The sequence below is a fragment of the Vibrio ostreae genome (genome assembly GCF_019226825.1).
Taxonomy (GTDB): domain Bacteria; phylum Pseudomonadota; class Gammaproteobacteria; order Enterobacterales; family Vibrionaceae; genus Vibrio; species Vibrio ostreae.
This window is the reverse complement of sequence record NZ_CP076643.1, coordinates 524595-550036: the sequence shown is the minus strand read 5'-3', so window position 1 is coordinate 550036 and position 25442 is coordinate 524595. Positions and strand designations below refer to the sequence as shown.

The following is a 25442-nucleotide window of genomic DNA, read 5'->3' as shown; positions in this document are numbered from 1 at the left end:
CCTTACCCACAATTTAGCTCAATCGGAGCGAGAAAGCCGGCGTTCACCAGACAATATAGCGTGAGCATGCAGATAGCGTTTGACACTACTGCGTTTGAGGGTATGTTTAGGTGCCATAAATCACTGCACCCGCTTCAGGTTGCGTCAATAGCGTTATTTAACAGAGAGAGTCATGAAAGGAATCTTATCCATCCAGAGTCATGTGGTATTTGGTCATGCCGGCAACAGTTCTGCCGTCTTCCCGATTCAACGTATGGGATTAGAAGTGTGGCCGATTCACACGGTTCAGTTTTCCAACCACACCCAGTACCCGCAAGGCTTTACCGGGAAGAGTTTTGATTCCAATGATATTACCACTCTGATCCAAGGTCTGAACAACATCGGCCAGCTTGCTGAGTGTCAGGCGGTTATTTCCGGCTACCAGGGCAGCGCCGAGCAATGCCTGGCCGTTGCAGACGCAGTCAAACAAATTAGGCAGCAAAATGAGTCCGCGCTGTATGTGTGTGACCCGGTCATGGGCGATCCAAAAAAAGGCTGTATTGTGTCAGACGGTGTGGCCGAACAGTTAATTCAGAACCTGATGCCTATCGCTGATGTGATTGTGCCAAATCAGTTTGAACTGACCGCCTTTACCGGTATGGACATTCACTCACTGAACGATGCGATCGCCGCCTGTAATAAGGCGCTTGAGCTCGGCCCTAAAATTGTGCTGGTCAAACATTTGCACTCAATTTCCGATGAGATGTTCAGTTCAATCCTGGCAACAAAAGAAGGCTGTTATCTGATTCAGCGCCCGGAACTGCCGTTTGACAAAGCTCCGGTCGGCGTGGGCGATTTGATCAGCGGCATCTTTACCGCGTGTCTGGTCAAAGGCCGCTCTCCACTTGAAGCCTTCGCGCATACCAACAATGCCGTTTACGGCGTAATGGAAGTGACCAAGGCGCATGGCGAGTGGGAACTGATGACCGTGCTGGGCCAGGATGAGATCGTCAATCCAAGCCACAGCTTTGCTACCGACAAGATTGCCTAACCAATAACGACCATCCAACAGAGCACTCGCGTTATACACTACTATCGAGTGCTCTGCGCTTTACTTCCTGGCCGTGAATCCTCAGCAAAAACCTCCGCATAATTTAATGTCACGTTGGCATGCTCACGCATTATCGCTTCTGCTCGCGCGCCTTGCCGGCGAACGATTGCATCAACAACAGTATGATGTTGCATATTAGCAAAGTTAAATCGCCGAAACTCCTGTTCCATTTGCTCAAAATTGAAGGTCAATGAACTGACCGAAGCAAACGGCAGATGCTCATTGCGCTGCAGCGAAGAAGCAATAGCCGGGTTGTCACTGGCCTCAAGAATCAACTCATGAAACTGCTGATTGATCTCGTGATATAAGTTCAAATCGTCGCGAGTCACATAGCCTTTCGAAAAAATTGCATCGCCGATACTCAGACATTGTTGCAGCCCGGCCAATTGCGTTTCTGACAATCCCTTTTCTGCCGCCTGACGTGCTGCCAATCCCTCCAGCACACCGCGTACTGCGATCGCCCCGGCCACCGATTCTGCGGTAATCTGCCGCACCCGATAGCCTCTGCCGGGCAACTTACTGATTAGCCCTTCCTGCTCAAGAGCACGAAAGGCAATTCGGATTGGAGTGCGTGACACACCAAGCCGCTCAGCGGTGGGGATTTCCGCCAAACGTTCACCTGGAGCCATCTCCCCAGAGACAATCATTTGTCTGAGAGTTGAAATGACCTCTATCCCTGCATTTGCCATTGGTTGTTCCTGATTTCACTCATACTTTAGTCGTAGCCGAATCGCTGCTTTGCGAATATTTACAACACCATAAAATTTAACTAATTGAAAGTTAAATGATTACCCAAACAAACACTTCACCCGTTTCTCGCCCATTCGACGCAACCTGCCTATTGGATCCCAAAATTGACAAAACTGGCTAGATAACCCTCATATTAATGCTATTTTGGATCCAATAAAGCAATTAAAAAACAAAAAACAAACATAAAAATAACATGAGGAACCCATCTATGTATCCTAAAAACTGCTGGTACGTTGCCTGTACTCCTGATGAACTTGAACAACAACCTCTGGCTAGAACAATATGCGGTGAAGCGATCGCTTTTTACCGCGACAACGAGGGAAGAGTCGCTGCGGTGCAGGATTTCTGCCCGCATCGTGGTGCACCGCTATCGCTGGGCTATGTCGAAGACGGCCTTCTGGTCTGTGGCTACCATGGCCTGAGAATGGGCCGGGACGGCCAAACCGCCTCAATGCCCAAACAACGTGTAGCTCGCTTTCCGTGCGTACGTTCTTACCCGGTTGAAGAGCGCCACGGATTCATCTGGATCTGGCCGGGCGAGAACGCGCTTGCCGATCCGGCAGACATTCCTTATCTGGAGTGGGCTGAAAGCCCTGACTGGGCCTATGGCGGCGGCCTGTTCCATATCAACTGCAATTATCAGCTGATGATTGATAACCTGATGGATCTTACTCACGAAACTTACGTCCATGCGTCGAGTATTGGCCAGAAGGAGATCGACGAAGCTCCGGTCCGCACCCGTCTAGAAGGAGATCAGGTCACCACATCACGTATGATGGAGTCGGTTAAAGCCCCGCCGTTCTGGCAACTGGGCATGGAAGCCAATGGATTGGATCCAAACGCCGATGTAGATCGCTGGCAAATCTGCCGTTTTACTCCGCCAAGCCACGTGTTAATTGATGTCGGCGTGGCACTGGCCGGGTGCGGCGGGTTTGACTCTGCGCAGGATGTGAGAGCCGGTAGTATTGTCGTCGACTTTATTACTCCAGAGAGCGAAACCAGTATGTGGTATTTCTGGGGCATGGCGCGCAACTTCAAAACCGATGATGTGCAGTTAACTGAGCAAATCCGTGCCGGCCAGCACACCATTTTCAGTGAAGATTTGGAAATGCTGGAACGTCAGCAACGCAACCTATCCGATAACCCACAGCGTGAGTTACTCAAGCTTGATATTGATGCCGGTGGCGTTCAGGCACGACGCATGATTGACAAAATGCTGCAACAAGAACGCAGCCAGGCTGCGAGCGCTCTCTCCACGTGTGAAGCACATGCCAGTTAAGCGACACCCCGCAGACAGAGGACTTATCATGCAACAAGTAAAAGTGACCGCCAGACAACCTCAGGCGCATAATGTCATCAGCCTGACGTTAAGCCCCATCGACCAGCCCACCTTACCCAATTTTCAGGCGGGTGCGCACATTGATCTTCATCTCGGCAATGGGCTAATACGCCAGTACTCACTATGCCACTCTCCGAGTTCCCACCATGACTACCAGATTGCTGTCAAACTAGAACAGCCTTCACGTGGCGGCTCAGCCTGGATCCACGACCAGTTGAAGGTGGGAGACGTTCTGACCATCAGTGAGCCAAAAAATGTCTTTCACCTGGCTGATGAGGCCAAACATCATGTGCTGTTCGCGGGCGGTATTGGTATTACGCCGCTGCTCAGTATGGCTCAGGCTCTGCTCGAAACCGACGCCAGCTTCGAGCTGCATTATTCAGCACAATCACCGGATGAAGCCGCTTTCTATCAGGAGATGACCAGCTCGGGACTCCAGCACCACACTCAGTTTTATTTCAATAGAGAGGGGCAATGTCTGGATGCCCACGCCGTGCTGGCTCAGCAGTCTCAAACCAGTAATCTGTATGTCTGTGGCCCACAGGGCTACATCGACTATGTATTCGAGTGTGCACGAACACAGGGATGGGAAGAATCCCGATTGCACCGTGAGTTATTTCACGCTGACCCGTGCGCAAACTCAAGTGACAACCAGCCCTTCGAACTTCACCTGGCCAACACGGGGCAGACGTTCACCGTCCCCGCACACTCCACGGTACTTGAAGTACTGCTCGATGCCGGTGTGGATGTTCCGTTCTCGTGCGAAGAGGGCGTATGCGGCACTTGTATAACCCGGGTGCTGGCAGGCGAGCCGGATCATCGTGATCATTACCTCACTCCGCAGGAGCAAGCCAGCAATCAGGAGTTTCTGCCTTGTTGCTCACGCGCTAAATCGGCCTCTCTGACCATAGAGCTGTAAACCCATACTGATAACCAGGAAGCACCTTATGAAGAGTAAACAGATGATCTCTTACCTGCTGGCCGGCGGAACCCTGCTCTCGGCCAGCTTGCTGTCCGCCAAAACCGCGGCGGCCGACTATAATTTACGCATGTCCCACCCTTGGCCATCCACATCCGCCGTCCACCAGGGATTAGCCGACTGGGCAAAAGCGGTCGAGCAAGACTCCGGGCAGCGCATTACAATCGATATTTATCCGGCGCAAACCCTGTCGAAAGCGGCAAGTGCCTATCAGTCCGTAGTCCATAACATTGCTGATATTGCCGCTACCGTCCAGAGCTACAATGCCAATCGCTTTCCTTTAACCCAAATTGTTGAACTGCCGGGCCTGGTTGATACCGCAGCAGGTGGCTCCTGCATCATCCAGACCCTGTACGATGAAGGGTTAATCAACAACGAGTATAGCGATACCCATGCGCTGTATGTTTATACCAATGGCCCCGGCCATATTCATATGAAAGATAAGCCTGTTGTCCTACCGCAGGATTTGGCGGGGCAGCGGATACGGCGCCCCAATATCGTCGTAGGCCAACTGCTTGACAGTATCGGAGCGCAGCCGACGGGGCTGCCAGCTCCCGAAACCTACGAAGCCCTGGAAAAAGGCGTGTTAGAGGGCGTTGCGATTTCCTGGGATGGCGCAAAAATCTTCCGCCTCAACGAGATTGCCCCCTACCATACCGAGTTAAACCTGTACCGCCTGAGCTTTGTGGTAACCATGAACAAACGGGTGTATCAACAGCTGCCAGAGGATTTACAGCAAGTGATCGACCGCCACTCCGGACATCAGTGGTCTCAGCATATGGCCAAAATCTTTGACCAGCTGGATCAGCAAGCCATCAATGAGGTTCGCCAACGCAACGATCACCTACAAGAAATGGATCCACAATCTAAATCCGCCTGGCAGCCGGTTTTGCAGCAGGTTACACAACAGTACCTGGATGGCCTGCAACAAAAAGGCCTGCCGGCCCAACGCGTGTATGACCGCGCCCGCCAGTTGCAGCCTGACTGTACAATCTAACCCGAAGATGCAACGCCTTCGCAGCCTGTTGTTCGAAGGTGTTCGCTCGACAATCGCCCCGGCACGATGGTCATGTGGCGATGCACTCAGCGCCAACAACAGCGGCCTTGATAACCGTCATTCACTTCAGCCAACCTCGCAGCTGTGATATAACAGAGCGCACGATTAAAATCGGCTGAATAGCTAAGGATTCGCTGTGAAAAAGTGCTGTACCTGATGAGACACGGGCAAACACTGTTTAATGTCAGAAGAAAAATGCAGGGCTGGTGTGACTCACCGTTAACCGAACTGGGCATTGAGCAGGCATCGCAAGCCGCCGCCTATTTTGATGAGATTGAACTGACCCACCTGTATAGCTCCTCCTCAGAACGTGCCTGCGATACCGCTGAGCTGGCCACTCGCAATCGCCTGCCGTATCAGCGCCTGAAAGGCTTAAAAGAGATCAGTTTTGGCCTCTACGAAGGCGAGAGTGAAGATCTGCACCCGGATCTGGAAACGCGGGAGCACCACTACGTCCAGTTTGGCGGCGAGTCCAAAACGGCAGTCAGAGAGCGTATGGTCGATACCTGCCGCGCGATAATGCAAAACGAGGATCACCACTGCGTACTGGCCGTTTCTCATTACGGTGCGTGTAAGCAGTTCCATCTGCACTGGAATCAGGATGCCGATCCAGCGATGACGATTCCCAACTGCGCCATTTTAAAATACCAATACCATGATGGTCAGTTTGAGTTTATTGAGATGATCACCGGCTAGACACACGCTAGCAACGATAAGGGATGCCACCAGGCATCCCTTTGTTTTAGGCACTGGACATGTTTTTATTCACTGAACTTCTCTTTGTCCGCTGACAATAAGTTGCCAGACTCCGAACCCGTGGTGATTTTACAGAAACAGCGCTTTTAACTCATCCGCCAGCCCGGTCATGTGATTGTTATTGTGCTCAGTTACCCGGTCAGCATGCTGTTTGACTTTGTCGTCTGCATTTTGCATCGCTATCCCCAGGCCGACTTTCGACAGCATCGAGATGTCATTGTGGTTATCACCCACAGCAACACAGGCTTCAAGTGGGATACCGAGCTGTTCAACGTAACGTGTCAGCCTATTGCCTTTACTGTTACCAATGGCAGAAAAATCGACCCGGTCAACCCAGGACTGCTCGCCGATAAAGTGCTGGCTGACAAAATCGATGTTGGCAAACGTTTCGACGTCACCGCCTTCTACCACAAATTTCCACACATAGTCGGTTGCGGCCAGCTCCTGGCGGAAGTCTTCCACCCGGCGAATATTCGGACGCTGGTGCGCAGGAAACGTCTGTGACCAGGTCAGCATGTCTTCCATGTAGTTAATCGGGCGCTGGTTGGAATACAGCATGGCGTCTTTGACATACATCACCATTTTCAAATCATGCTGCTCTGACAAATCAATAAACTGTGCGGCAGTATCTTTCGCGATAGAGTTCTCGCTCAGTACCTTCTGCTGGCCGAAATCATACAGGTAGGTACCGTTGCAACAGATGATCGGCGTGTTCAGCCCAAGCTGGCGGTAAAACGGTTCCGCAGCCACGTGATGACGTCCGGTCACAATCATCACATGCGCAACTTCGGCAATGGATTTTACCGCTTCAATCAGAGCAGGACTGACGGTGTGGTCTGACGTTAATACGGTTCCGTCGAGATCCAGTGCCAGTAATTTACGCTGCATAGTTCCACCTTTGGTCTGTGTTGGTTTAAGGTTCATCTGCTCCCAGTGTAATTCATTGCCTATGCCGGTTTAAACCCAAATCGCGCTCATCATTGCCGCAAATCGCGCCAGGGTATCAAATTTAGTGCATAGTTAAGCTTTAAGTCTGTGCTGCGAGTCCATACAATAGTGGTCAGTAGATAAACCACCAACAGCTCAGCCTGTTGCACCATCTTTCGAAGCGCTCACCGCCGCCATTAAAGGCAAGCTTTAAAGACCAAACCATTTTTGAGGACAACACTATGCCAATTGCACTATGGGCTCTTGCAATCGGAGCCTTTGGGATCGGCACGACTGAATTTATCATCGCCGGCCTGCTGCCGGTTATTGCTGCAGACTTTGATGTGTCTGTTCCGGTCGCCGGATACCTCGCCACCGCTTATGCTCTGGGCGTGTTTGTCGGCGCACCGGCACTGGTTATCTTTGGGGCCAGAATTGCGAAAAAAGCCATGCTGGTTGTGCTGATGCTGCTGTTTATTGCCGGTAATCTGATTACCGCGATGGCACCGGATATGAGCATCGCGATTCTGGGCCGGATCGTCACCTCGCTGACCCACGGCGCCTTTTTCGGTATCGGATCCATCATTGCGGCTGAGATGGTTGAACCCTCTAAACGGGTGCGTGCCATCGCGTTCATGTTCATGGGTTTGACGGTCGCCAACCTGGTGGGCGTTCCGGCCGGGACCTGGCTTGGCCAGCATGTCTCCTGGCGTGCTACTTTTGCCGTTATCTCGCTGATTGGTGTCGTGGGCGTTCTGGGTATCTGGCGTCTGATCCCTCATCAGCCAAAAGACAAAGAGCATAAATTTTCTAAGGAGTTCAATGCGTTTCGCAGCCGTAATGTGCTGGTCGCGATGGGGATCACCGTCCTGGGTCCGGGCGCTTTCTTTACCTCCATCACCTACATGGCGCCGATGGCGATTGAACTCGCCGGTTACAGCCCCGCCCATATTACCTGGTTAATGCTGCTGTTCGGCTTTGGCCTGTTTGTCGGTAATCAGCTTGGTGGCAAGTATGCTGACAAAGCACTGATGCCGATGCTGTATACCACCTTGTTCGCCCAGGGCGCTGTGCTGCTGGTGTTCAACTTCACCATTCACAGCCAGTTCATGACCGCGCTGTGTATTTTTCTGATGGCGGCGTTTGGCTTTGCCACCGTATCTCCGATCCAGAAACTGGTGATGGATAAAGCCAAAGCGGCTGGCGCGCCAACTCTCGCCGCAACGGTCAATATTGGTATGTTTAACCTCGGCAACGCATTAGGTGCCTGGTTAGGTGGTGTAGTCATTGCCGCCGGTTATGGTTTGCAATCGCCTAACTGGGCCGGTGGACTGCTATCCTTTGGAGCATTAATCCTGGCCCTGGTATCGGGCTTAATGGACAAGGCCGGACAAGCCGAACCCGTCACCAGTTAAAGCGCTCGGCAGCATGTCAGGACACCCGGTTTCGTTACCTGTTCTGACATGCTGTGATTGATCGGTTAATCGTGAAACAGTTCGGCCAATATCCGGATTTTAGGGGCGATATCTTCCAGCGCGACATTGCCAAAACCAAGTACAACGCCATGCCATCCTCGAAATGGTGCCGTAGCCGGCTCATAAAAAGCTAGCGGACGAACAATAATCCCCTTCTGTTCAGCACGTTGCGCCCAGCTCACTTCATCAATCCCCTGCTGCCACTTGAGGGTAATATGCAGCCCAGCCGCTTGACTGATGATCTCCACCTTATCGGCGAAGTAACACGCAATCGCCTCACACATCGCCGCATGTTTACTCTTATACAGGCGGCGCATTTTGCGAATATGGCGCAGCAGGTCGCCCTCGACAATGAAGTCTGCCAGTGCTGCCTGAGTGTGGGCCGGCGAATCGCCGCTCAACGCATCTTTAATCATCAAACACCGCTCAACCAGGCAGTCCGGCACCACGAGGTAGCCCAGCCGCAGCCCGTTAAACATCACCTTACTGAACGAGCCGACATACAACACCCGCTCATCCATCCCCATCTGTCCGGCCAGACCTTGTAAACTGGTAAATGGCCGGTGGGCAAACTGAAATTCACTGTCATAATCATCTTCAATGATCCAGCTTTGCCGGCTTGCTGCCCATTCAATCAGGCTGAGGCGCTGCGCGGTATTGAGTGTTGTACCCATCGGATATTGATTGCTGGGCGTGATGTACAGTGCCCGCGCGTCACTTTTCAGTACGGCAGACACGTCCAGCCCGGTTTTCTCGACCACAGCGACGGGCTGCTGATGAATACCCAGCAACGTATTGATTTTACGCATCTGGCTATAACCAGGCTGCTCCATCAGCAAGGTATCCGCTGCGCCCAGCGTCGCCATAATGGCAATCGATAACGCTTGCTGCGCACCGGAAGTAATAATGATTCGGCCGGCATCACAATGTACCGAGCGGCTGGAGGCAAGATAATCAGCCAAAGCGGTGCGTAACTCCAGCCGGCCCTGAATTATATGGTTACCCAATATCGTCGTGCGGGAAGCATGGCGCTGCAGCAAGCGTTGCCATTTGGCGAGCGGAAACTGTGCCAGATCCGGCACACCAGGTGCAAAGGGACGATTCACTCCCAACGCCGGATCAATTGGAGTAACCGACTCAGGCGCCCTTTGAGCTGGCAGGAAGAATTCCGGCAGTTCGACCGCGACGTAAAATCCGGCGCCGGGCCGGCTTTCAATATACCCTTCCGCCACCAACTGTTCATACGCGGCAATGACAGTGTTTCGGCTTACTCTCAGTTCCTGCGCCAACTGGCGGGTTGATGGCAATTTACCGCCTGTTGGCCACAAATTGTGCACCACTTTGTCACGAATGGCATGAAACAACTGCGCTTGCATTGAGCCATGCCGGGTATCGAATGCCAAATCACCACTATCTATCAGGGCCAAACCGGATCCATCCTTTTTCAAAAACTGGCTCTAAAAAACATACCAGCTAGCCATTATATTGCAATCAAAGCGCGCTATCGCGTCATTACAACGCATTGCCGCGCACTCAAACACATTCAATTACAGGGATCGTTATGCTGTCACAAAGTTCAAGAACGCAAATCAAAAAAGGCGCCCATAAAGCCGTTTTCGATGTAGATAAACTGTATCAAATCATTGATGAAAGTCTGATCGCCCATATCGCGATTGCTGAAGAGTCCGGCCCGGTGGTGATCCCGATGCTGGCGTGGCGAGTCGATGATGCGGTCTATATTCATGGCGCTAACAACAGCCGTTTGCTCAAAACGCTGCAACAAGGCGGCGCAACCTGCCTGACGTTTACCCTGTTTGATGGCTGGGTACTGGCCCGTTCCGCCTTTCACCACAGTGCCCATTATCGTTCGGCCGTGGTGTTTGGTCAGTTTGTCAGCGTGGAGGACGCGCAGGAAAAAGACCGCTTATTGAATCACTTTGTCGAACAAATCGCACCGGGACGCACACAACATATCCGCTTAAGCAGCAAACAGGAATTAGCCGCAACGAAGCTGCTGAAAATCGGGTTAGATGAAGCGTCAGTCAAAATCAGCGCGGGAGAAGTGAGTGATGATAAAGCCGATCTCGACTTACCAGTTTGGGCCGGATATCTGCCTTACCGTACCCAAGTCGGACCATTGGTGCCAGTAAAAGAACTGGAGGGGGAGACAATAGAAACGCCGGACTACCGCAGTGCTTATGGTGAACGCTGGCATCAAAGACCATAGAGAAGCGCTACTAAAATGCCCGTAGCCCAAAAGAGTCATATCGCCAGGCCGTTCAGGGTCTGAAAGAGATTCAGGAGCGTCACCCAAACGGCGTTGGTATTACTGCTGACCAAAGACAATGCCGGGCTCTACGCTGTAATCACAGAGCCTCTCAGAAACAAGACAACTCTGCGCCACGTTTGGGAAATACCTGAGGCTGAGCGGTGATGCCCGCCTGATACTGCTCCACCAGAGCCGCAAATTCTCCGCGGCTCATGCCGCCTTCCGCCACTTTCACCATGGCATCGGCCAGCAGTTCATTCCCGCCTAAACAGCGCATGACTGAACGGAGAATGTCCGTTCTGGGCACTCGATCGGTAAGCATCTTTTTAAGCCACATATACTCCGGCGCCTCACCATCGAGGATGGTGGCCCGGCCCAACTGAAAACGTTTCATCACAACTTTACAACCTATGCCAAAGGCTTATTAACCTATACCAATACCACGGCTTTACTTGATATGTAACCGATTACTATTCGTAGTGTAACATATATGTCATACATTGTTCGAAATCAACCTATTTTCACTCTGACACGGTTAGGGGCATTGTTAATAAAAGCTTCCGGATAACTTAGCCACTGTAGACGTTCAAACAATGAGCGAACTTTCCCGGTATTGGCTTAATGTCGCAGTATTTCTGGTTGTAAGGACCTCAATGAATGCCCCTAGGTTATGTTATCCCCTCTCTTGATAACATTAACACCAACCATAACAGCCCTCTATATATTATTGCCGGGCGCACTGCGTCAATTAGCCTGAGTGAACAAACTCAATAAATTAAAATGAGGTCAGTTAAGATTTGTACAAAACTCCGGCAACAATCTGACACTTCGCGGACAACCCCATGGCGAGAATGGGGTTAACTTCACAGTTTATCTGACCATGACACAGAGATGCAGGTGTGAAAACTTATATCCGGACAATCAAACGCAAGATTAAACGAGTGCTGCTGACCTTAATTGGTCTGGCGCTCGGCTTGCCGCTGCTGCTTGTCCTGCTGCTTAAGTTTGCCAACCCGCCTTTCTGGGGCTGGGAAATCGCACGCACCCTGTTTCCACCGCAGAACTACCCTGCCCAAACTCAGCATCAGTGGGTAGCGTTAACCTCAATCTCACCCGCCATGCCTGCGGCTGTGATTGCGTCCGAAGATCAGCGTTTCCCCGAACACTGGGGCGTCGATATGCACGCCTTACTGTCAGTTCTGGAAAATAGCGGCAGCAACGGCCCGGATCGTGGCGCCAGTACCATTACCCAGCAAACCGCTAAAAATGTGTTTCTGTTTCCGAGCCACACTTATCTGCGTAAGGCGTATGAACTCTACATAGCCGTTTTGCTGGAACTCATCTGGGGTAAAGAACGCATCATGGAAATGTACTTAAATGTGGTGGAATTTGGCCCCGGTATTTATGGCGTCCAGGCGGCCAGCCAGCACTATTTCGGAGTCTCTGCCAGCCAGATTAATCGTTACCAGGCCGCTCAACTGGCAGTGGTTCTACCCAATCCGTACCGTATTCGCCCGCAGCCGATGACCCGTTACGTTCAGCAACGTGTGAACTGGGTGCTGCGACAAATGCGAAATCTCGGTAGTGTCTCCTTATAATACCGTCCTCTGGTTGTGATCAGGCAGTCAGCACTCAACCACATGACTAGGCGCGCCTTCTGATCTGCCCCCGCAAGGTTACCGTTGTGGGGCAATCTGATGCCAAGCAACATAACCTTCATCTATTTTTATTCATTCCGTCACGTTGGCTCTCTAAACTTCATCCCGCTCAATTACTTATAAATATCAAGTTAATATTAATTATCGGGAAAGCACACCATGAGTAAGGAAACCTTCAATCCAACACGTTATAACCACAGTGACAACAAACCCTTTGAAGAAGTACTGGAAGCGAACCTGTCGCGCCGCAGTATTCTCAAAGGTGGCCTCGGCATCAGTGCGATGACCGCATTTGGCGCTTTTGGTCTGACGGGTTGTAACTCATCCAGCAGTGACTCAGCCGCAAGCAGTGCGCGCGTCTCTTCGGCGACACTCAATTTCCAATCCATCGCCGGATCACGAATCGACGCGGTTGCTGTACCACCAGGTTATGTGGCTCAGGTACTGGTACCTTGGGGCACACCACTTAACGCACAAGGCAGTGCCTGGTTGAGTGACGGCAGCAATACCAGTACCGATCAGCTTAATGCCTTAGGCATGCATCACGATGGCATGCATTTCTTTCCGATCAATGACAGTGCGACCGACGGCCTGCTGTGTATCAACCACGAATACATCGATCAGGCGGCGCTGCACCCAAGCGGTCCGACTGTCTCAGGCGGCGTACGTACCATAGTCGATGAAGTGCGTAAAGAGATCTACGCGCACGGCGTGTCTGTGGTTCGTATCCAGTTGCAAAACAATACCTGGCAACTGGTTGATGACGATCCGCTCAACCGCCGTTACACCGGCGCAACTGTGATGGATCTGTCTGGTCCGGTTGCTTATACCGAGAGCGTGGTGACGCGTTTCTCGCCGGACGGCAGTCAGGCACGCGGCACACTAAATAACTGCGGTAACGGCTACACACCTTGGGGCACTTACCTAACCTGTGAAGAAAACTGGCCTGGCTACTTTGTAAACGCGGGTACACGAACTGAAGAACAGGATCGTATCGGCATCGAGAACAGCAGCACTCGCTATCTGTGGGAATCACTTGCGGGTAATGCGGAAGAACGTCTCGACGAGTTCAGCCGTTTTAATCTGGCACCAACCGGGGCAAGCTCGAGCGATGACTATCGTAACGAAGCGAACGGCCACGGTTACATCGTTGAAATCGATCCTTACACCGCAAATTCTCGCGCGAAAAAACGGACTGCACTGGGCCGTTTTCGCCATGAGGGCTGTACTTTCGCCAAACTTGAAGCAGGTAAACCTGTGGTGTTCTATTCAGGCCACGATTCGCGCTTTGAATATCTGTACAAGTTTGAGTCAGCAGCCAACTGGGATCCGGCGGATGCCAATCCGGCCAACCGCCTGGTGACCGGTGACAAATACATGGATGAAGGCACACTGTATGTCGCGCGCTTCAATGAAGACAGCACGGGTACCTGGCTGCCATTAACGCTGGACAGCGTCACCACAGACAGCGGAACTCTGGCGGATCACTTCGACACACTGGCAGACATCATTATCAATACAGCCGGTGCCGCGGATTTAGTCGGCGCAACGCCAATGGACCGTCCTGAGTGGTGTACGGTTGACCCTTACACTGGTTCGGTCTACCTGACCCTGACCAACAACACGTCGCGTACCAGCGAAACTAACCCGGCAAACCCGCGTCTTAACAATAAGTTCGGTCACGTCATCCGCTGGGATGAAGGCGACAGCTCTAGCGAGTTCAGTTGGGATATTTTCGTCTTTGGTTCAGCCGCCGGAGAAGATGCCGACACCAACCGTTCAAGCCTGACTGAACTCAACCAGTTCGCCAGCCCGGATGGTTTATCCTTCGACGGACGCGGCATTTTGTGGATTCAGACCGATAACGGCGCCAGCGAAGTTACATCTTACACCAATGACCAGATGCTGTGTGTAGTCCCATCCAAACTGACTGACGAAAACGGTGATCAGGTCGCGATCAGCGCCGATAACCAGGCAGATCTGCGACGCTTCTTCGTCGGGCCAAATGGCTGTGAAGTCACCGGCTTTGCCATCAGTCCGGATTACAAGTCGGTGTTTGTTAACATCCAGCATCCGGGCAACTGGCCTTACAGCGAGGATGCGGCTGAAGCGACACCAGACGGCGTGACCGTACGACCACGGGCGGCAACGGTGGTGATCCGTCGTGAAGATGGCGGTGAAATCGGGGTATAAGTTGTCAAACCGAACCTGACTGCACGGGAAGCCACACGGCTTCCCGTTCTTCTCAGCGCCTAAATCTGGCACCTGATGCATTCTCTTCTCCTGATGCACCCTTTTCACCTGATGCACCCGCCTGATGAATTTCCTCTGCGGTTCAAGGCCTTGTCACTTTCCATGTACGTACTGACTTTGTCTTATCATGCAGATTGCCAAGCAGATGGCGCGGCTTTAAGGTTTCCCATCACATTTCTCATTGCTGTTTAATGGTAGGCTTGCATACATTTTATCAATGGAGGTGAGTATGCCCGGCGCCTTTGCCCACATAACCAGCATACATGTCGCAGCGGCGAACAACAGTCTGATGAAACTGAACATTCCCAAGCGGGCTAAAAAGGTATTATCACAAAATAAAAGCTTTATCGAACTGGGCTGTGTCAGTCCGGATTACCCGTATCTGGCCATCCTTGATTCTGAGCAGAATAAATGGGCCGACGAGATGCACTACACCAACATCGGCGGGCTCATTACCGAATTGATTGCGCTGATTAAAGTCATGGAAGGGCGCGAGCAGGACAAAGCCTTTGCCTGGCTGTGCGGCTTTGTCGCACACGTCGCAGCCGATATCACGATTCACCCTGTGGTTGAGCTCAAAGTCGGGCCCTACGCTGAAAATGCCAAGCAGCACCGAATCTGCGAGATGAACCAGGATGCTTACATCTGGCCAAAACGCATGGGTTTAGGTGAAGTCGGCTATGCTGATCGCGTACGCGATAGCCTCGGCAGTTGTGTCGACAGCGAAAATCCACAGTCTCTCGACCTGACGATTCTTACCCTGTGGCGCACAGCTCTGATTAACGCCTATCCCGACTATGCCCAGCAGTGCCAACCGGATATTAATGCCTGGCACCACGGTTTTCAGACCGTGGTCGATAACGTTGAAGAAGGGCATCACCTGTTTGCCTGGGCCCGGCACGTGGCCGCCAAACATGGCATCACCTATCCGTTACAACAGGAAGTCGGTAGTGAATTTATCGAAAACCTCGCTACACCAGATGGTGAGATGCATTACGACGCAATCTTTGATAAGGCAATTCACACGATTCACTGCTTTTGGCAACAGTTGTGCCTGGCCGTGTTTGACAATCAACCAACTGACTTCTTTAAAAACTGGAATCTTGATACCGGCTTGTGCGAGAACAATCGCCTGACCGCCTGGGAGGAGCTATGATCCAAAAAGAACTTGGAGCAACGATGAAACGACTCATGTTACTCATCTCTTGCGTGGCCCTGACGGCCTGTGCTTCTTCGCCTCAGTATCAGGGCGAGGCGATGTATGACATGGCCTCCGTCGTCAAAGATATCGCTCAGTCAGTAGACGGCGAACTCAAGTTCGGTGATACGCAAGGTTTATCACAAGCGCAGATCGTGCAGAATGCCATGACAGATAACGGCGGCAAATTTAGCCAGCTGCAACAGCTGGCTGGTAAAGCCAAGGTGGAAGATTACCGTATTTTATATGATTTCCAGCAAAACCATGCGGTGGTTCTGGTGTGTGATGGCGATATCGCCCTGATGGAAGACGCCGGCTGTAACGCCTCGTTTGATAAAGTCTACTGGCATCAGCCACAGCGCAACAGTTGTGAATTTCACCTCGATGCAACCCAGCTGTGCGCGCAGTGATGAGCGTGTGATGTCCGATACGTCATCCGGACATCACCACTACCTCTATCGTCAGTACCTTGCTCTCAGAATATTACCCGGACCATTACCCCGTCACCAAAGACAGCTTTGCGCTGGATGATATGTCTGAATACCAATCGCACATTGAAAAACTGAGCAACGCGTTAACCTGCTTGCACTGAGCGACACCAGCCTGCACTCACTGATGTTACCACTGGCTCAGGCAACCATTGGCTCAGGCAACCAGGGCCTGAGGCAAATCGCTGCGAGAAAATGCATTCAGGACACCCTGCAGAACCGCGGAAGAGGTATCCTCGCCTGTGGTCACGCTGCAATATTTCTGGCCATCGATAACCAAGGCGATACACGCCTGCGCTTGGGCATTCGTGCCTTCTGATAGCGCACTCTCATCCAGATGGGTGACCTCAATCCGAATACCAAAGCGTTTTTCTAAACCATTAACCAAGGCTTCAACAATACCGTTACCTTCGCCGAACAGTGTGGTATGCATGGCCGGAATACGAAACTCGCCGGACACCTTGCCGTTTTGCGTATGCACATCGTAGCCTTCAATCAGCCATTGCGGATCCTGATTAGAGAAATAGTGATCAAAGATAGACTTAATCGCGAATGAGGTCATTTCCGCCCCGCTGGTTTCGGACTCTTTTTGTACCAGTTTGCTGACTTCTGCGTGCATCCATTTCGGTAAACTGATGTTGAAATCCCGCTCCAGGATCAGAGCAATACCGCCCTTGCCGCTTTGGCTGTTGATGCGCACTACCGCCTCATAATCTCTGCCGATATCACATGGGTCAATTGGCAGATAAGCGACCTGCCAGTGCGGTAACTGATGCTGGTCATGATATAGCATCGACTTACGAATCGCGTCCTGGTGACTGCCGGAAAAGGCTGTGTAAACCAGTTCACCGACCCAAGGGTGACGTGGTGAGACCGGTAGTTCAGTGCAGTATTCAACGGTTTCAATAATCTCTTGTACATTTGAGAAATCGAGCTGCGGATCAACACCCTGCGAGTACAGATTCATGCCCATCGTCACCAGATCCATATTGCCGGTGCGCTCTCCGTTACCCAGCAAGGTGCCTTCGATGCGATCGGCGCCCGCCATTACACCCAGTTCAGCGGCCGCAACGCCACAACCTCGGTCATTATGGGTATGCAGGCTGATCTCAATCTGGTCACGCTGGTGAATGTTGCGACAAAAGTACTCAATCTGGTCGGCAAAAATATTCGGGGTCGACATCTCGACGGTCGCCGGCAAATTAATGATCACCCGGCGTCCGGTTTGCGGCTGCCATTCCTCAATCACCGCATTGCAGACGTCCAGCGCGTAATCCAGCTCCGTGCCGGTAAAGCTTTCCGGGGAGTACTGGAACGCCCAGTCGGTTTGCGGATACTGCTCAGCGTAGTCACGCACCCAACGTGCGCCCTGCATCGCAATCTGTTTAATGCCGTCTTTATCTTTGCCAAATACCTGCTCACGCTGCACAGTCGAGGTTGAATTGTAAACATGCACAATCGCCTTTTTCGCGCCAGCAAGTGCTTGATACGTGCGGGCAATCAGCTCTTCACGCGCCTGGGTCAGCACCTGAATCGTCACGTCATCCGGAATCAAATCCTCTTCGATCAATGAACGGACAAAGTCGAAATCCGGCTGCGACGCCGATGGAAAGCCCACTTCGATCTCTTTAAAGCCCAGCTTAACCAGCAGCTTAAATAAACGTGTTTTTTCTCCACTCCCATTGGATTGATCAGTGCCTGGTTACCGTCGCGCAGATCCACACTGCACCAGTTCGGCGCCTGAGTAATCACCTGATCAGGCCAGGTGCGGTCTGTTAAACGAACCGGTGTAAAAGGGCTGTACTTGCGATGGTTAAACATAGCCATAATCCTAATTTGAGTTGGGTTGCTGCCGGGCGGTGAACGGACCGCCTCACGACAGCGTGGAGAGATGTTGTGTTGTTATAGGGCATAGTTTACTCAAGACAGAGCACAATAAGGTTGCGTAATTAGCGATAAACCAAAATAATGAGCAATATTCACAAAGCAAAAATACATACAACTTTATTTTTATTGCTTTCAACATCGAATACGAGAAATGTAATGAAGCTTGACCGCTACGACATCAAGATTTTGACCGAGTTACAAAAGGACGGTTCTCTGTCGAACCAGGAGCTGGCCGACCGCATCGGGCTGACGCCCGCCCCCTGCTCGCGTCGGGTACACCAGTTGCAGGATAACGGAGTGATTGAGCGCTACGTCGCGCGTGTTAATGAAAGACAGGTCGGATTGAATTTGGTGGCGCTGCTCTATATCAGCATGGATAAGCACATTCCGGAGCGTTTCGCCGCGTTTGAACAAGCGATTGCAGAGATCCCTGAAGTGATCGAATGCTATCTGATCACCGGTCACGATGCCGATTACCAGCTCAAAGTTGCCGTGTCAGACATGGACAGCTACCACGATATTCTGCTCGGCAAAATCACCCGTATTCAGGGCGTCTCCGGCGTCAACTCGTCATTTATTATGCGTAAAGTCGTCGAATCTGCCCCCTTACCGTTACACTACGCGCAGCGAGACATTTGATGTCACGTCGCTGCGGTGATGCCACGACTAAGCAGAAAATCTAGCTGGAAAATGTAGTCATGGCACAAGCTTAGAAGCGTTTACTGTAAAACCTGAACGCTGTTTTCTTAACGCCCTTCCAGCGCGTTAACAGTATGCCGCCTGCAATGACAATATAGATAATCGGCTCAGCCACTTCTGATTTGACCGACCAATAAAAATGTACCACTGCCAGTATTGTCGCGAGGTAGACCCAATTATGCAGCTTTTGCCATTTTGCGCCCATTTTACGTTGCATCGAATGCGTTGAAGTGACGGCGAGAAGGAACAGAATAATCCATACGGCCGCACCTACCGTTAAGTAAGGACGTTTAACGATTTCAGAGGCCAGTAAACTCACATCCAGCCCTAAGTCGAGCGTCGCGAATGCGATGAGGTGGAGCAATGCCCAGAAAAAGCTGTACAGCCCCAACAGACGCCGGACACGCATCAGCTGGCCCTGTTTTGTCCAGCGCGCAATCGGTGACACCAGCAGAGTGACAAGCAAGGTATTCAGCGAACTGATGCCCGTGAAGTGAATGACACTCTGTACAGGGTCCCCACCTAATGTATTGTTATTCACAGCGATCACGAGCAACGCGAAGAACCCCAAAGAAACGATATGAATTAGGGTTTTCAGGGCAATGATCGCTGTCGGTCTTCTCTTGCTCAATAGAATTTCCTCAAATCCATATTTTTGTACAGATACGCGACTTGTTCTTCATACCCATTGAACATTAATGTTGGCTGTCTCCTGGAGTTAAATACACTGCCTTCACCGATAAAGCGCTCGCTTGCCTGGCTCCAGCGCGGGTGGTCGACTTGCGGATTCACATTGGCATAAAAGCCATATTCATCGGGTGCTAAGCGATTCCAAGTTGTGGGCGGCTCTTGAGCGGTCAGGCGAATGCGTACAATCGACTTGATGCTTTTGAAACCGTATTTCCACGGCACCACAAGCCGTAGTGGCGCGCCATTTTGTGGAGCAAGTGTCTTGCCGTATAAGCCAACCGAAATCAGTGTGAGCGGGTTCATCGCTTCATCGAGACGGAGCCCCTCAACATACGGGTAATCGATACTGCTAAAAGAGTTCTGAGCCGGAAATTGTTTAGGATCATAGAGGGTTTCAAAAGCGACGTACTTGGCGCTGCTTTTGGGGTCAGCAAGCTTAATGATGTCCGCTAACGGAAAACCTATCCAAGGAATGTTCATCGACCAGGCTTCAACGCAGCGTAATCGATAAATGCGTTCTTCTAAGGTAAATTTACGCAAGATATCGTCGTAATCGAGTTTTACCGGGTTATTGACTAAGCCATCGATCTCAACGGTCCATGGGTCAGTGACAAACCCTGATGAGTTATTGACCGGATCGGATTTGTTGGTACCAAATTCATAAAAGTTATTGTACGACAACACTTTGCTCTCTGGCGTGAGCGACAAATCTGCCTGATACTGCTGCGGTTTGGTTGGCGAGAGAGCGATGCGACGGTCAGGCACTGATTTTTCTGTTGCCGAAAAGAGATCAAAAATGCCTGCTTGGGCATTCATTGCGACAGGCATACTGGCCACAGCAATGCCAAGCTTTTTCAATACATCGCGACGTTCCTTATACACCGATTCTGGCGTTGCTTCGCTTTCAGGCAAGTTCCAGCTATGATTCTTTTTTATCCACATAATCTTCCTCCGAATGTCATGCACACTGCTGTAAAAATGGAAACACGCATTGTGAACCAGACCGCTGGTATAACGATTTTCTTTCACAGGACAACATGAAAATCTTCAATCGTTTACAACTGTTACTCTAAGTGAATAATAAATAAATGATTAGTTCCTATTTATACTTTGATTTAAATGGAATGATTCACTCCGGATCACAGCAACGCGCAGGAATGAGATAAACAACCGCTCTCATCAGTTGTTATCAAAGGCCGTTTAAAAGGGATAGTGATGATGGAATACGTAATCGATACGCGTTTTAGCAAACAAAAAGAGCCAGCCAAAACAGCCAGCTCTTGGTTAGAACACATGATGGATGATAACTCGTATGGAGTTTGGTTTGGCTAGTCTATTTGTAGTGGTCAACTAAATTGTAGTGGTCAACTAAAATTATGACGGAGTGACTAAGCGCGCAACTGTTCTACGATGCCAACAAAGCGACTGACCCCGACTCTGACATCCTCCAAGCCATGAGATACGGAGTGCATGCTGTCTTCCCCCTCTAATGCCACTTGGTTTACCGAGATCAGGTGATGTTCCATTTCAGCAATAAGACGGGCATTCTCACCGACCACATCCGTAATTTCCTCGGTTGCAGCAGATGTGCGGGAAGCTAATTGACGTACTTCATCCGCCACAACCGCAAAACCTCTGCCAGTGTCACCCGCGCGGGCAGCTTCTATCGCGGCATTTAATGCCAATAAGTTGGTTTGACTGGCAATACCGTTAATCGTGTTCACCATTCCGTTAATGGTTTTGGATTGTTCCAGCAATTGCTGACTCAGCGCACTCGCACCCTTAACTCGGTTAGCGACATTATGAGCCGTTTCAACCGCACCATTGAGGACCTGAACCGCTGAATCTGTAATATGAGATGTTTGCTCAGAAATTGATGCCGCCATCTCGACCGCCTGCATGGCTAAATTCACCCGGTCGGTAATATTCGAGGCGAATTTTATAACCCGATAGACTTTTCCTTTCTCATTTACAATTGGGTTATAGGTCGCTTCCAGCCAAAGACTATTGCCCTGCTTGTCCTTACGTTGAAACTTACCGCTAAAAGGCTGACCTCTTTCTAAACGTTGCCAAAAGTCCGCGTTATCACGGTAAAACTCAGGAAAACAAAACATCTTGTGATGTTTGCCGACCACTTCATTTAATGAATACCCCATACCGCGCAAAAAGTTTTCATTGGCATGCTGAACCGTTCCGTCTGGTGAAAACTCAATCACGGCCAACGACACATTGAGCGCTTGTAGAATGGCGTTTAAATGAATAAATTCCTCTTGTGAATGGGTAATGTTCTTGCAGACGTTGATGACTTTCACTAATTGTTTTGAATCATCTAAAACGGGAACATAGGTACAGTCGAGGTATACCACATCTTGCTTAATTTTCCGCTTGTAAGTGCCGCTGTGGCTTTTCCCATTCGCCAGCTGTTGCCACAATTCTTGATTCTCGGACAAAGCTTGCGGAGAATCATCACAAAACTGACGCTGATTTTTCCCCATGATGTCAGACAGCTCTAACCCGACCATATCTAAGAACCGTCGGTTTGCCTCGATGATGTTTCCCTCTGCATCGTAGTTAACAATGGCTAAATGCTGACTGATAGCACTCATATCATCAAAAAGGTGGGCCTTAGTATCAACATCAGACGTCGTATTTTTTTCTGCTCGTTTATGACCTAACCACATAGCATGATCCCTATTCGCACTGTATCTGTTCAGAGATGTTTGTCGTTGCCCTGATTCCATTCAGGTACAACCTCTTACTAACTATAGGCAACAAATATAACCGGTGCTGATTCATATAAAAGAAACCTTAAGCCGGGAATGATTTTGATAATGAATGCTTTAGCTTGGCATCAGTGCCTATTGCATAACAGCAGTGAAAACCATTCAGACAACGCCTATATCAAGCCTGTTGGCTTACCGGAGCGATATTCCACTAGAGTCGCCAACTCACGCTTAGGTTGTAAACGTAATCGTTACTGTTTTCTCTCTCTTTTAATGGCTTGGCGTAATCAACCGCTACATACAAATTCGCTCCGTAGCCAACTTCGACACCAACGGCTGCCGACGAAATTCGATCTGACCTCATAGCCGCATTTTCTTGCTCAGCGTACGCGTGATCATAGGTGATGTATGGATTGAAAAAGTACTGACCATGCTGGTTGCGTTGCAACAACTTCACTTCTGTGCCATAACCTTTGTCGCCCTCTAATGTGCTTTCCGGATAACCTCGACCATAATTGAGCCCACCGAAATTCACACGTTGTGACGGGACGATGCGTTGGTCTGCATACATTCCGGTAGCTCTGAGCGACAACACGTAATCCTCAATAAATTCATAAGAGGAGGAAAACTGGAGGTCGTAAAAAGTAAAATCGTCGTTGTAGATGTCTTCCGACTCTAAGTCACTCCGATACTTAAATGCGCTGCCAATACTTTGATTGATACCCAAACCCAGCGAGAAATTAAGCTTATCAAGACGCTTAATCATATCAATCGAAAGTCGGCTCAGGACATAATCGAGCTTATCGTTTAACTCCCCCAAAGCGATACCGTTGAAGGAGAGATCATAATTGCGTTCCTCACTCTCATAAGTCACCCCCAACGACAAGCTCAAGTCTGTCGCCCGACTTAAGATTATCGGGTAAGAGACAGAGTAATCTACGCTGCGCCGCTTGAGTTTGTTTTCAACCCCAACTTCTACGTCTTCGACATCAATCGCCGTCTCTTCACTATCGGTATAGTAGCTGGCGCTCAGTTGCCCGATCATTCCATTATTGCCAATATCGTGCTCCAGTCGCACTGAATAATATTGTTCATCACTGTTGTTATCACGTGGAATTAATCCGATGAAAGTCACACGATTGATTGACATCCGATTCACATTAATCCTGGCTCCTAGAGAAAAGTTCCGATCGGAGTCCTGCTGCATTGCATAACCGACGAAGGGCTCGAATACGGAATTATCGCGGGCAATAACACGGATAGACGTAGCGCCGGAGATAGTCTTGGGTCTCGGCAGCGCGATATCAAATTGGTAGCCCGGGATTCTGTTAATCAGCAGAATCGCACGCTCTAATGATGCCTGGGTCGCTGGATTCTCATTCATCACAGGTTGCAATATCGCACGCACTTCCTGCTTCACGGCATCATCGGCTATGTCTAGTTCACTTCGCACCACATAGCCTTCTACAATTGTGATGGTTAAACGACCATCACGAAAACCGTCTTGTTTAACGGTTGCAAATGCCAAGGGATAACCGGCGGTATGGAAACGCGCGGTGAGTTTTTCAAGCGCCCGTCCGACGAAATCCGCCGAGTAGGGCTGATTTAGCAAAGCTTGCACATCCAGCGCCAGTAACTCAAGCTGCACCGATGTACCACCTGCAAAATGGATCGACTGAATAATATCTGAGCTTTGTACCTCCACTTCACCCTGCATCTCATCCAGGTTCACGTTTGGAGAAGACTCGGCTTGCATTCTGCTCATCGGTTCAGGTTGGACTAATAACGGCGGTTCCACGGCCAAACAGCGGCTGGTAACAAACAAGCCTGCAATAACAACAAAGGACTTTTTTTTGCTCAACATAGATTTCCTTATCAAATAAAGAGCCAACATTTGCTGGCTCTTGTTATAGCGAAAGAAAACGGTTACCGGCCCAAAATAGGTTTCAAAACGTTGGTTGTAATATGGGTCAGCAGTCCTTTCTTCTCACTAACATCGGACAATGCCTGTTGATCGTCGCCTGTTATGCTATCTGTCACATTGGTGAACGACAGCGAACTTAGTGAAGAGCCCGTTAAGCCGCCTATAACGTCCTGTAAGCTTTGTGCCGTTGAGCCTAATAAACTGGCCAGAGGCGTTGATGAGCCATCAAGCTGATTAAAGTTCAGTAACGTTGAACTCAAATCCAAAGATCCGACTAATCCGGTTTCCAGATTCAATATGTCACCCAATTGCTGAGAGACCAGTGTGAGATTTCCGTCTGCATCGGCAAATAACCCAGTTCCGGCAAGCAAATTATTATCACCTAAGTCAGACAACGGGTTGGCATTCAACCGCTCTTCAAGCCCTGTTTTCAAGCTCGCCAACAAGGTGTCATCTCTCTGCAACTCACTGGTCAGCAGAGCAGTCAGGCCATTTTCTCCGACAAATAACCGGCCAACATCTTCAACCGTGCCTCGCGTATCCATCAATAATGCAACGGTCCCTTTCGTCAGTGTCGACGCGGAAACGTAAACGAAGTTAGGCAAGGTCGTTTTGATGTCACCGACATCATTAAAAAGGATCAACGCGTTGCCTTTAAGATCAATCATGTCTCCTGCCTGAACTAAAATCGGGGCTGTCATCGCGCCAAGATGTTCAGAAAGGCCATACAAACTGCCCTCCTCTGAGGTTTGGTACTGCAGCCATCCCCCGACATTCTCGACTGTGCCACCTAAGTCGGAGACCGTCATACCAGTATAAGTCAATAATCCAGTGCGTTCGTTAAGCTGAACAAATACAGGTAACGCGTCGAGTTGCGCGACCGCATCACCGGCAGAAACCACCGTTGTACCCAGTTTTTCCGTTGCATTAGCTGCGCCTTGCAATGTATTAGTGACATAAGCGTCATCGACTTCCAGGGATGTGGTTCCGAGTGGCAAGCCATCCCCAAGAGCCGTGACGACCTCGCCGAGATTCACCAGAACCTCTCCGGACCCGGTGGTTAAGGTATCTAATGTGGTGCTTAACTCACTTTGTGACACGCTGCTTCCCGTTTCCGACACAATGTTCCTCGACTGCGTACTTACTGCAACGTCATCTTCCGTCACTTCCTGGCCGCTACCGCCTGACGCCATCGAACCTGATCCACTGCCGCTGCATGCCGTAATAGCCAACAAAGACAGGAGTGAAAAAATGGAATTTCTATTTAAAACAGTCATGGT

Annotated in this window: 23 protein-coding genes; 12 read left to right on the top strand and 11 right to left on the bottom strand. The window is 50.4% G+C overall.

Annotated features, from left to right (window positions below; genetic code table 11):
- The first annotated feature begins 172 nt into the window (after positions 1-172).
- A complete protein-coding gene (pdxY, locus tag KNV97_RS08825; RefSeq protein ID WP_218562909.1) occupies positions 173-1030 on the top strand; it encodes a pyridoxal kinase PdxY in 858 nt (285 codons plus the stop codon).
- A gap of 41 nt (positions 1031-1071) precedes the next feature.
- On the opposite strand, the gene KNV97_RS08820 is transcribed toward pdxY, so the two are convergent.
- Positions 1072-1779: a GntR family transcriptional regulator gene (locus KNV97_RS08820; RefSeq protein WP_218562908.1), complete on the bottom strand. Its 708-nt coding sequence runs from the start codon at positions 1777-1779 to the stop codon at positions 1072-1074.
- A gap of 269 nt (positions 1780-2048) precedes the next feature.
- On the opposite strand from KNV97_RS08820, the gene KNV97_RS08815 reads away from it, so the two are divergent.
- The 4 genes from KNV97_RS08815 (at position 2049) to KNV97_RS08800 (ending at position 5911) form a co-directional block, all read left to right on the top strand.
- Positions 2049-3119, top strand: a complete 1071-nt coding sequence (locus KNV97_RS08815; RefSeq protein WP_218562907.1) for an aromatic ring-hydroxylating dioxygenase subunit alpha — start codon at positions 2049-2051, stop codon at positions 3117-3119.
- A gap of 28 nt (positions 3120-3147) precedes the next feature.
- Positions 3148-4098, top strand: a complete 951-nt coding sequence (locus KNV97_RS08810; protein ID WP_218562906.1) for a PDR/VanB family oxidoreductase — start codon at positions 3148-3150, stop codon at positions 4096-4098.
- 28 nt (positions 4099-4126) lie between these two features.
- Complete coding sequence (locus KNV97_RS08805; RefSeq protein ID WP_256612707.1) at positions 4127-5155, top strand: TRAP transporter substrate-binding protein; 1029 nt, start codon at positions 4127-4129, stop codon at positions 5153-5155.
- 216 nt (positions 5156-5371) lie between these two features.
- The gene (locus KNV97_RS08800; RefSeq protein WP_218562905.1) at positions 5372-5911 is read left to right on the top strand and encodes a histidine phosphatase family protein; all 540 of its coding nucleotides are present in this window, start codon (positions 5372-5374) and stop codon (positions 5909-5911) included.
- Positions 5912-6040: 129 nt separating this feature from the next.
- Here KNV97_RS08800 and KNV97_RS08795 read toward each other — a convergent pair whose 3' ends face one another.
- A complete protein-coding gene (locus KNV97_RS08795) occupies positions 6041-6859 on the bottom strand; it encodes a pyridoxal phosphatase (RefSeq protein ID WP_218562904.1) in 819 nt (272 codons plus the stop codon).
- A 281-nt stretch (positions 6860-7140) separates the two neighbouring features.
- Here KNV97_RS08795 and KNV97_RS08790 point away from each other — a divergent pair, with 281 nt between their 5' ends.
- Positions 7141-8313: an MFS transporter gene (locus KNV97_RS08790; RefSeq protein WP_218562903.1), complete on the top strand. Its 1173-nt coding sequence runs from the start codon at positions 7141-7143 to the stop codon at positions 8311-8313.
- A gap of 65 nt (positions 8314-8378) precedes the next feature.
- Here the strand turns inward: KNV97_RS08790 and pdxR are convergent, their stop codons facing one another.
- Entirely contained in the window at positions 8379-9800 is a 1422-nt protein-coding gene (gene pdxR / locus KNV97_RS08785) for a MocR-like pyridoxine biosynthesis transcription factor PdxR (RefSeq protein WP_256612704.1), read from the bottom strand.
- Between the two features lie 134 nt (positions 9801-9934).
- Between pdxR and KNV97_RS08780 the strand changes: the two genes are divergently transcribed.
- Positions 9935-10600 (top strand): pyridoxamine 5'-phosphate oxidase family protein, encoded by a 666-nt coding sequence (locus KNV97_RS08780; RefSeq protein WP_136482995.1) that lies wholly within the window; start codon positions 9935-9937, stop codon positions 10598-10600.
- 151 nt (positions 10601-10751) lie between these two features.
- Here the strand turns inward: KNV97_RS08780 and KNV97_RS08775 are convergent, their stop codons facing one another.
- Positions 10752-11039, bottom strand: a complete 288-nt coding sequence (locus KNV97_RS08775) for a hypothetical protein (protein WP_136482993.1) — start codon at positions 11037-11039, stop codon at positions 10752-10754.
- 523 nt (positions 11040-11562) lie between these two features.
- Between KNV97_RS08775 and mtgA the strand changes: the two genes are divergently transcribed.
- The 4 genes from mtgA to KNV97_RS08755 all read left to right on the top strand — a co-directional run bounded on the left by mtgA (position 11563) and on the right by KNV97_RS08755 (position 16161).
- The gene (gene mtgA, locus KNV97_RS08770) at positions 11563-12240 is read left to right on the top strand and encodes a monofunctional biosynthetic peptidoglycan transglycosylase (RefSeq protein WP_218563405.1); all 678 of its coding nucleotides are present in this window, start codon (positions 11563-11565) and stop codon (positions 12238-12240) included.
- Positions 12241-12459: 219 nt separating this feature from the next.
- The gene (locus KNV97_RS08765; protein ID WP_136482991.1) at positions 12460-14493 is read left to right on the top strand and encodes a PhoX family protein; all 2034 of its coding nucleotides are present in this window, start codon (positions 12460-12462) and stop codon (positions 14491-14493) included.
- 289 nt (positions 14494-14782) lie between these two features.
- The gene (locus KNV97_RS08760; protein WP_136482989.1) at positions 14783-15709 is read left to right on the top strand and encodes a zinc dependent phospholipase C family protein; all 927 of its coding nucleotides are present in this window, start codon (positions 14783-14785) and stop codon (positions 15707-15709) included.
- A 23-nt stretch (positions 15710-15732) separates the two neighbouring features.
- Positions 15733-16161, top strand: a complete 429-nt coding sequence (locus tag KNV97_RS08755; RefSeq protein WP_136482987.1) for a hypothetical protein — start codon at positions 15733-15735, stop codon at positions 16159-16161.
- Positions 16162-16396: 235 nt separating this feature from the next.
- Here KNV97_RS08755 and KNV97_RS08750 read toward each other — a convergent pair whose 3' ends face one another.
- The gene (locus KNV97_RS08750) at positions 16397-17857 is read right to left on the bottom strand and encodes a 2-isopropylmalate synthase (protein WP_256612700.1); all 1461 of its coding nucleotides are present in this window, start codon (positions 17855-17857) and stop codon (positions 16397-16399) included.
- Positions 17806-18060: a hypothetical protein gene (locus tag KNV97_RS08745; protein WP_218562902.1), complete on the bottom strand. Its 255-nt coding sequence runs from the start codon at positions 18058-18060 to the stop codon at positions 17806-17808. Before KNV97_RS08745 ends, KNV97_RS08750 begins: the two co-directional genes overlap by 52 nt.
- Before the next feature lie 222 nt (positions 18061-18282).
- Between KNV97_RS08745 and KNV97_RS08740 the strand changes: the two genes are divergently transcribed.
- The gene (locus KNV97_RS08740) at positions 18283-18765 is read left to right on the top strand and encodes an Lrp/AsnC family transcriptional regulator (protein ID WP_136482983.1); all 483 of its coding nucleotides are present in this window, start codon (positions 18283-18285) and stop codon (positions 18763-18765) included.
- A gap of 70 nt (positions 18766-18835) precedes the next feature.
- On the opposite strand, the gene msrQ is transcribed toward KNV97_RS08740, so the two are convergent.
- The 5 genes from msrQ to KNV97_RS08715 form a co-directional block, all read right to left on the bottom strand.
- Positions 18836-19456, bottom strand: coding sequence for a protein-methionine-sulfoxide reductase heme-binding subunit MsrQ (msrQ, locus tag KNV97_RS08735; protein WP_407701898.1), 621 nt, complete (start codon positions 19454-19456; stop codon positions 18836-18838).
- Positions 19453-20457, bottom strand: coding sequence for a protein-methionine-sulfoxide reductase catalytic subunit MsrP (msrP, locus tag KNV97_RS08730; RefSeq protein WP_136482979.1), 1005 nt, complete (start codon positions 20455-20457; stop codon positions 19453-19455). The genes msrQ and msrP overlap by 4 nt, the downstream gene beginning before the upstream one ends.
- 446 nt (positions 20458-20903) lie before the next feature.
- Complete coding sequence (locus KNV97_RS22130; protein WP_168796932.1) at positions 20904-22196, bottom strand: methyl-accepting chemotaxis protein; 1293 nt, start codon at positions 22194-22196, stop codon at positions 20904-20906.
- 253 nt (positions 22197-22449) lie between these two features.
- Positions 22450-24102: a ShlB/FhaC/HecB family hemolysin secretion/activation protein gene (locus KNV97_RS08720; protein ID WP_168796931.1), complete on the bottom strand. Its 1653-nt coding sequence runs from the start codon at positions 24100-24102 to the stop codon at positions 22450-22452.
- A 62-nt stretch (positions 24103-24164) separates the two neighbouring features.
- Positions 24165-25439, bottom strand: coding sequence for a collagen-like triple helix repeat-containing protein (locus KNV97_RS08715; protein WP_136482973.1), 1275 nt, complete (start codon positions 25437-25439; stop codon positions 24165-24167).
- Positions 25440-25442: the final 3 nt, after the last annotated feature.

Coding starts and splice junctions, on each gene's coding strand:
- msrP (WP_136482979.1), bottom strand. CDS start 20,457: ATGTGGATAAAAAAGAATCATAGCTGGAACTTGCCTGAAAGCGAAGCA.
- KNV97_RS08755 (WP_136482987.1), top strand. CDS start 15,733: ATGAAACGACTCATGTTACTCATCTCTTGCGTGGCCCTGACGGCCTGT.
- KNV97_RS08715 (WP_136482973.1), bottom strand. CDS start 25,439: ATGACTGTTTTAAATAGAAATTCCATTTTTTCACTCCTGTCTTTGTTG.
- KNV97_RS08795 (WP_218562904.1), bottom strand. CDS start 6,859: ATGCAGCGTAAATTACTGGCACTGGATCTCGACGGAACCGTATTAACG.
- KNV97_RS08765 (WP_136482991.1), top strand. CDS start 12,460: ATGAGTAAGGAAACCTTCAATCCAACACGTTATAACCACAGTGACAAC.
- KNV97_RS22130 (WP_168796932.1), bottom strand. CDS start 22,196: ATGTGGTTAGGTCATAAACGAGCAGAAAAAAATACGACGTCTGATGTT.
- KNV97_RS08800 (WP_218562905.1), top strand. CDS start 5,372: ATGAGACACGGGCAAACACTGTTTAATGTCAGAAGAAAAATGCAGGGC.
- KNV97_RS08790 (WP_218562903.1), top strand. CDS start 7,141: ATGCCAATTGCACTATGGGCTCTTGCAATCGGAGCCTTTGGGATCGGC.
- KNV97_RS08720 (WP_168796931.1), bottom strand. CDS start 24,102: ATGTTGAGCAAAAAAAAGTCCTTTGTTGTTATTGCAGGCTTGTTTGTT.
- KNV97_RS08810 (WP_218562906.1), top strand. CDS start 3,148: ATGCAACAAGTAAAAGTGACCGCCAGACAACCTCAGGCGCATAATGTC.
- KNV97_RS08780 (WP_136482995.1), top strand. CDS start 9,935: ATGCTGTCACAAAGTTCAAGAACGCAAATCAAAAAAGGCGCCCATAAA.
- KNV97_RS08805 (WP_256612707.1), top strand. CDS start 4,127: ATGAAGAGTAAACAGATGATCTCTTACCTGCTGGCCGGCGGAACCCTG.
- KNV97_RS08820 (WP_218562908.1), bottom strand. CDS start 1,779: ATGGCAAATGCAGGGATAGAGGTCATTTCAACTCTCAGACAAATGATT.
- KNV97_RS08740 (WP_136482983.1), top strand. CDS start 18,283: ATGAAGCTTGACCGCTACGACATCAAGATTTTGACCGAGTTACAAAAG.
- KNV97_RS08760 (WP_136482989.1), top strand. CDS start 14,783: ATGCCCGGCGCCTTTGCCCACATAACCAGCATACATGTCGCAGCGGCG.
- pdxY (WP_218562909.1), top strand. CDS start 173: ATGAAAGGAATCTTATCCATCCAGAGTCATGTGGTATTTGGTCATGCC.
- KNV97_RS08815 (WP_218562907.1), top strand. CDS start 2,049: ATGTATCCTAAAAACTGCTGGTACGTTGCCTGTACTCCTGATGAACTT.
- KNV97_RS08745 (WP_218562902.1), bottom strand. CDS start 18,060: ATGTTTAACCATCGCAAGTACAGCCCTTTTACACCGGTTCGTTTAACA.